Genomic DNA, 6091 nt, shown 5'->3' with positions numbered 1-6091 from the left:
TTTCAGTTGAGGGGCACTTTTGTATGCTCTTTTTTCGGACAATTTCCTCGTAACAGCTTTTCATCCCCTTGAATTTGCTCCGTTAGCGCAATCTTGATCGTTATTATGTGTTCGTAATGACTGCTTGCTGCTTTTGTCCTGTCAAAGTAAATGCAACCCCGTCGCATTTACTTTGACGAGGTTGCATTTACTCTGAAAATTTACCGACCGAATTTGCGGCTTTTCTCCCGGCAGGCCTGAAAGAAATCCTGAAGGAGCGCGCGGCATTCCTGTTCCATTACGCCGGGGACGACCTGCAGACGATGAAAAAGGCGCGTGTCGCGCGTTAAATCGTAGAGGGTGCCGCAGGCGCCGGCTTTCGGATCGGTACAGCCATAGACGAGACGCGAAACGCGCGCCTGAACGAGCGCCCCGGCGCACATGGGACAGGGTTCGAGCGTCACGTAGAGGGAACAGCCGCTCAGGTTCCAAGCGCCCAGATTTTGTGCGGCGTTTCGCAGAGCGACTATCTCGGCATGCGCGGTGGGGTCATGTTCAACCCGGCGCCGATTGCGCCCCCTGCCGACGATCTCTCCGCAAGGATCCACCACGAGCGCGCCCACGGGGATGTCGCCTTCGCGCGCCGCCTGAAGCCCCAGTTCGAGGGCAAGGTTCATGTATTCCTGATCGCGTGTGAGCATGAGAGGTCTCCGTTCGCACAATGCAAAACAGGGGAGCTCCTCACGAAGCTCCCCTGGCTCTTCTCCAAGATGGCGCGCCATGCAGGATTCGAACCCACGACCTCCTGGTCCGTAGCCAGACGCTCTATCCAGCTGAGCTAATGGCGCGCAAAAAAACACCGCACGACTGAGGGCCTAAACAAAAAACTGGCGCGCCATGCAGGATTCGAACCCACGACCTTCTGGTCCGTAGCCAGACGCTCTATCCAGCTGGGCTAATGGCGCGCATCGTTATTTTTAAGATGGCGGAGAGAGAGGGATTTGAACCCTCGAACCCGAAACCGGGTTACACACTTAGCAGGCGTGCGCCTTCGGCCACTCGGCCATCTCTCCGGCCTCAATCGAACAGGTCACATTCTAACGCGGCGGACCACTCCTGTCAAGCGGAAAATCGCCTCCTGTCGGAAAATGCCGAACTGAAGAAATCCTTTTCCTCCCGCTCAATCCGACCCGGTGCAAGCCGCTATGGATGGCTCCGTTTTCCGTTTTCTGCGGCAGGAGCGATTTTTGGCGGCGCCCTCTTTTTTCGCTTCATGGGCCTCCAGCCCTTCGAACCTGACGTCCGCCCGCCGATACAAGCGGCACCCCTGCGCGCGCAGGATCTTCCACAGCTGCTTCAGCACCGGCAGCGAAACGTTGTCGGCAACGCGCAGATTCGGCAAATACGCCTGCCAAAGGCACTCGCGATGACGGTCCATAAACTTGTCGGCCGCGTCGGGGACGCTGCCTGCGAAACGCACTTCGGCGCAGATCCGCTTCCTTGCATGCCACAGGTGGATAACCGCGGCTTTTTCGTCGCCCGCCTCGAAAACCGGAAGGCTGTTGTAATCGATAACGTTACCGGACGTCTTCTTCGCCGTCCCCTTTGCGCTCTTCCGGATCGGCTTCTTGGGATCGTTCTTATGGGCGAAATCGTGCAGCACCTGTATCCTTTCGGCGTCGGGCAACCTCTGCGCCGCGTCGTGAAGGATCTGGTACAGCCGGGCGGTCGTGCGGCAGTCGGCCTCGGCCCGATGAAAAGTCTGCGCGTCGATCACAAAATGCTCCGCCAGCGCTTTCAAGTTGTAATGTCCGGTCCCCAGCGCCGGAAAGAGCGCTTGAGCCCAGTAGAAAGTATCTACGTACACGTTTTCAAGTCGGGCGTGATAAAGCTCCTGACAAAAGTGATCGATAATGGGAAGATCGTTTTCCGCCACCGCATGCCCGACAATCACGCTATCGCCGATGAAATCGCGGAGCGAGCCGATCACCTCACGGGGAAGCGGCGCACGGCGCACCATGTCGGTGGTAATGCCGGTCAGATCGGAGACGTAACGAGACACCCGCGCCACCCGCGGGCGCACAAGGGAGCTGTACGCGTCAAGGCACTGCCCGTCAGGAGCGAAGCGGACCGCGGAAATTTCGATCGGACAAAACCGGACGTAGCCTTGAGATTCGACGTCGAGCACCACGTAGCCCTTCTCCGCCGGAAGAAAAATATCCGCCTCTCTGTTCATTTCCGCTCCCCCTCCCCCGTTCACAATTTATTATTCTATAACCGAAACGCCGTTCTGTGAACCGCTGTATGCGAGATTGCAGCAAAATTCAGAGCGATCTTATACCGGGCCTTGTAAAAAACGTTATAGTACCCCGACCGCGAGAGGCAGAATGAACGCCGCCGCCACCCACCGTACGGTCCATCGCAGGAGAACGCTCCTTTCAACGCAGAGGGCGCTATCCACAAAGGATGCTCGTCGAATGTATCTGCAAAAAAAATAGATCGAGCCTTCGCTATCGCAAAGAGCGAACCGTTCGCCTGCCGATTCCGCTCTTGAATGCCCGCATATGATAAAGAAGCAAACAAGAAAATAGCAGAAGGCCTCGCTATTCCGCGACGTTCGGAGGCCGGAAGTAGAGAGACGTTCATATTTCTGTGCTATATTGAAAAAGCTAACAGGCAACGCCCGATTGAACAAAATCGAGGTTTGAGGAGGAATGACAGGATGATTTTAGAAACGGAAAGACTGGTACTTCGTCCTTGGGAGGAAGCGGATGCAGAAGATTTATACAGTTATGCACGTCATCCTGAAGTTGGCCCGATAGCCGGATGGGCTGTTCATACGGACGTGGAAAACAGCAGAGAAATCATCCGCGGCATTCTGTCTGCGCCGGAGACTTATGCAGTGGTTCTAAAAGAAACCGGGCGTCCAGTTGGGAGTATTGGTTTAATGCTTGGCAAGGCCAGCAATATCGGTATTCCCGAAACAGAAGGCGAAATCGGCTGCTGGATCGGCGTTCCTTATTGGGGACGGGGGCTTATCCCGGAGGCGGTTCGAGAGCTTATGCGACATGGCTTTGAAGAACTGAATCTCGAAAGAATATGGTACGGGTATTTTGACGGAAACATAAAGTCAAAGCGGGTTCAGGAAAAGTGTGGATTTCATTACCATCACACAGCGGAAAATGTCCCATGTGCAATAGAGGGAATGCTTCGGACAGAGCACATAACATGCATATCGAAGGACGAATGGTTATCGGAGAGCTGAATCCCGTTTATCGAGGTGATACCATGGCTGATATTACGCTTATGCCGCTGACTTTGGATGACCGGGAGCAGTTTATACTGGACAATCAGGAAGTGTTCAACTGCGGTGCGCTAGAGGAATTCGGCCGCCAGGACGATCATTTCGAAGAAGAAGGAGAGATCATCTCCCGCGAGACAATTGAACGGGCCATTGATGGTGGCGAGGTTTATAGGATCATGCTGGGCGGTCGGAAGGTCGGCGGCATGGTGATCGCGGTGGACGGAAAACGCGGCGGTCTGGACCTGCTGTCCGTTTCGCCGCACCTCCACAGCGGGGGCATCGGTTATGCCGCGTGGTGCGCGGTGGAGCGGCGGCACCCGCAAGTGACCGTCGGGAGACCGTCACGCCCTCTTTCGAGAGACGAAATATCCATTTCTACGTCAACTGGTGCGGCTTCCATATCGTGGAGTTTTACAACAGCCATCATCTCGATCCCAACACCCCGGATTCGGAGGAAGAGATGGACGGGCAGTTTCCGGACGGGAGGTTTCGTTTTGAGAAGAGGATGTAAAAAGACACATCGGTATCATTATGGGAGGGGCAGTCATGAAAATAGAGATCGGAAAAGATTTTCCCCAGTATTTCAAGCCCTCGTATCCAGAGGAATTCGAACTGTTTTCACACTTTGAAACGACCGCGGGAATACCAACGGTTTTGTTTGCCATCACCACATGGAAGGGAAATGGAAAGCCGAATGTCTGCTTTCATTCGTGGAGCTGCTTTCACGGAGATAAGACCGCTTTTTTCGCCGTGATGGGGAATGTGTACCAGCACACGCATACCTATGCAAACATCCAAAGGGATCAATGCTTTTGCATCGATTTTCTGCCGATAAGCTCCTATGACAGATTGATAGATACCATTAACCACAATGACTTGGAAACGGATGAATTTGCCGTAGGAGATTTCACGCTTTCCCATGCGAAAACGATCCGCGCGCCGGTCATTCAAGAGGCATTCATAAATATGGAATGTACTTTGAAAAAAACGCGGAATTTAAGCGGTGCGGGGATCACCTCAATGATTGTCGGTCAGGTACAGCATATCTCCGTGGAAGAGGAATATGCGCAGGGCTATGAGCGACGATACGGCAGAGAGGGGTTTATGATGCTGATACCGGCGCCGCAAGATCTTATTACCGGGGCCGCCGGTCGATCCGCGATCGCCACTGTAAATATCGAGAAATGCGACTGACGGCACAGGAGCAGTCACCAGACAAGCCGGACCTCCAGGAGGTGCGTAGCTGTGAGGGATACGATCGCATACTGCGGGTTGGACTGCGAAAAGTGCAACGCATATCTTGCAGCACTCAATGACAATCAGGCGTTGCGTAAAAAAACGGCAAAAATCATGGGCCGAGTTGAATAATGCTCCCATTTTGCCTGAACATATCAACTGTCAAGGCTGCCGCGTTAAAGGGGTTAAAACACTACACAACTTTGTCGGCAGGGTGGACTTACCGGAGTGATGCTCCAACTCTCCGGCGTAGTGCGCAAGTGCCAGATGAGGGCGGCAAAAATTTTACGCTTCTATTACTCCTTTACCTCATATAACCTAATATTCCCGATTTGACGCAGAGACCAGCAGAAGGAATACAAAGACGCCAAAGACCATGTTGGAATTGAACGGTATTTTGGACTCTGCAAGCAGAAGAGATTTGTGCTGGGAGTGTTCCGCAACCAACTGACTTGCCGAGACGATACTGAGCTTTCTTGTCCTGTCTGTTACCACGATGAACGTTGACACATTGATAAAAGTTTTTCTCTTGAGAAGCTCCAGCCGCAGATTTTTGCTCTTATTTTCGACTTGGCGCCAAGGCGCAGGCTCATTCAGAGAACCTTCTGTACCTCTGACCGTTTGAGGGGCTTTTTATTGAGCTAATATCATACAAATTCCAGCTTAACAAATCATGTTATAATAAAGTATTTCAAATGAAAGGGGATAAGCGCGTGGAAAACGTCATCGCCGAACGTATCAAAAAAGCGAAGCTGACCAGAGCGCAAGTAAAGATCGCCGAATATATCATCGCCAATCCGGAACTCGCCGGCCGCAGCTCGTCGCTGGAAGTGGCTCGCGCTGCCGGCGTCAGCGACGTATCGGTGACACGTTTTGCGCGCGCGATTGGATACCCAGGCTTTACCGAACTGAAAAACGACATCTACGATCGCATGGTCGAGCGCGCTACCCAGGGCGTCAGCCGCCTGTCGTTGGACGAACGTCTTGAGGCGAATCGGGCTAAATTCGGCAGCGATGTCTCTCGTGAGGAATTTCTGAAAATACAGACGTATAACCTCGAGAGAACAATCATGCAGAATTCCGAGGAACTGTATGACAAGTTTGCGAACGTGATCCTGAATGCGGATATATGTTTCGTTGCCGGTTTCCGCGGCTGCTATGGCACCGTGCATCATTTCTCGTGGATTTTAAGCATCCTTACCGGCCGTATCTGCCGAATCATCGACGAGAGCGTCGGCGGCATCGACCAGATGCAGCGGACGACCGAGCGCGACTGTGCCGTGTTCTTTTCGGCCAGCCGCTATTACAAAAGCGATCTGCGTCTGGCCCGCCTGGCAAAAAGTCACGGCGCAGCTGTCTGTCTGATCACTGACAGTATCCTTTCGCCGCTGGCCTCGTGCGCCGACGTCGTGCTGACAGCCGAGGTTCGGCAGGCAAGCTTTTTCAACTCAACCACGGCGATGAACGCCGTTGCCGAATATCTGCTCATGCTGCTTACGCCCTGCTGTCTCGACCGCTACCGGGCGCACGTACGCGAGCGCGACGAGTATACCAAGGATCTGCTGATATGAC

General features: G+C 53.5%; 7 protein-coding genes and 3 tRNA genes. 5 read left to right on the top strand and 5 right to left on the bottom strand.

All coding sequences use genetic code 11. The features are described from left to right. Nucleotides 1–200: 200 nt before the first annotated feature. The 5 genes from tadA to D7D26_RS03945 all read right to left on the bottom strand — a co-directional run bounded on the left by tadA (nucleotide 201) and on the right by D7D26_RS03945 (nucleotide 2215). Nucleotides 201–680: a tRNA adenosine(34) deaminase TadA gene (tadA, locus tag D7D26_RS03965; protein WP_158606260.1), complete on the bottom strand. Its 480-nt coding sequence runs from the start codon at nucleotides 678–680 to the stop codon at nucleotides 201–203. Nucleotides 681–750: 70 nt separating this feature from the next. Continuing rightward, nucleotides 751–827 (bottom strand) — tRNA-Arg (locus tag D7D26_RS03960). A 40-nt stretch (nucleotides 828–867) separates the two neighbouring features. Further along, nucleotides 868–944: transfer RNA gene (locus tag D7D26_RS03955), tRNA-Arg, on the bottom strand. An 18-nt stretch (nucleotides 945–962) separates the two neighbouring features. After that, nucleotides 963–1052, bottom strand: a tRNA-Ser gene (locus D7D26_RS03950). Between the two features lie 107 nt (nucleotides 1053–1159). Then, entirely contained in the window at nucleotides 1160–2215 is a 1056-nt protein-coding gene (locus tag D7D26_RS03945; protein ID WP_120372115.1) for a 3'-5' exonuclease, read from the bottom strand. A 318-nt stretch (nucleotides 2216–2533) separates the two neighbouring features. Here D7D26_RS03945 and D7D26_RS03940 point away from each other — a divergent pair, with 318 nt between their 5' ends. From D7D26_RS03940 to D7D26_RS03920, 5 genes are all read left to right on the top strand, one after another. Continuing rightward, a complete protein-coding gene (locus tag D7D26_RS03940; RefSeq protein ID WP_233543454.1) occupies nucleotides 2534–3244 on the top strand; it encodes a GNAT family N-acetyltransferase in 711 nt (236 codons plus the stop codon). A gap of 23 nt (nucleotides 3245–3267) precedes the next feature. After that, nucleotides 3268–3912, top strand: a complete 645-nt coding sequence (locus tag D7D26_RS03935; RefSeq protein ID WP_199674686.1) for a hypothetical protein — start codon at nucleotides 3268–3270, stop codon at nucleotides 3910–3912. Further along, nucleotides 3830–4477 carry a flavin reductase family protein gene (locus D7D26_RS03930; RefSeq protein ID WP_120372113.1) on the top strand — a complete coding sequence of 216 codons (648 nt, stop codon included), beginning with the start codon at nucleotides 3830–3832 and terminating at the stop codon, nucleotides 4475–4477. The genes D7D26_RS03935 and D7D26_RS03930 overlap by 83 nt, the downstream gene beginning before the upstream one ends. Nucleotides 4478–4528: 51 nt before the next feature. After that, on the top strand, nucleotides 4529–4651 hold the full coding sequence (locus D7D26_RS12575) for a DUF3795 domain-containing protein (RefSeq protein ID WP_233543453.1): 123 nt from the start codon (nucleotides 4529–4531) through the stop codon (nucleotides 4649–4651). A gap of 581 nt (nucleotides 4652–5232) precedes the next feature. Further along, nucleotides 5233–6090 carry a MurR/RpiR family transcriptional regulator gene (locus D7D26_RS03920; protein ID WP_158606259.1) on the top strand — a complete coding sequence of 286 codons (858 nt, stop codon included), beginning with the start codon at nucleotides 5233–5235 and terminating at the stop codon, nucleotides 6088–6090. Nucleotide 6091 lies beyond the last annotated feature (1 nt).

The organism is Pyramidobacter sp. CG50-2 (assembly GCF_003612005.1).
Classification (GTDB): Bacteria; Synergistota; Synergistia; order Synergistales; family Dethiosulfovibrionaceae; genus Pyramidobacter.
Note: the sequence above shows the minus strand (reverse complement) of the source record. Positions and strands in the feature narration are given on the sequence as shown.

What these genes read in the sequence shown, in the direction of transcription:
- tadA (WP_158606260.1), bottom strand. Translation starts at nt 680, where the DNA reads ATGCTCACACGCGATCAGGAATACATGAACCTTGCCCTCGAACTGGGG.
- D7D26_RS03945 (WP_120372115.1), bottom strand. Translation starts at nt 2,215, where the DNA reads ATGAACAGAGAGGCGGATATTTTTCTTCCGGCGGAGAAGGGCTACGTG.
- D7D26_RS03940 (WP_233543454.1), top strand. Translation starts at nt 2,534, where the DNA reads ATGCCCGCATATGATAAAGAAGCAAACAAGAAAATAGCAGAAGGCCTC.
- D7D26_RS03935 (WP_199674686.1), top strand. Translation starts at nt 3,268, where the DNA reads ATGGCTGATATTACGCTTATGCCGCTGACTTTGGATGACCGGGAGCAG.
- D7D26_RS03930 (WP_120372113.1), top strand. Translation starts at nt 3,830, where the DNA reads ATGAAAATAGAGATCGGAAAAGATTTTCCCCAGTATTTCAAGCCCTCG.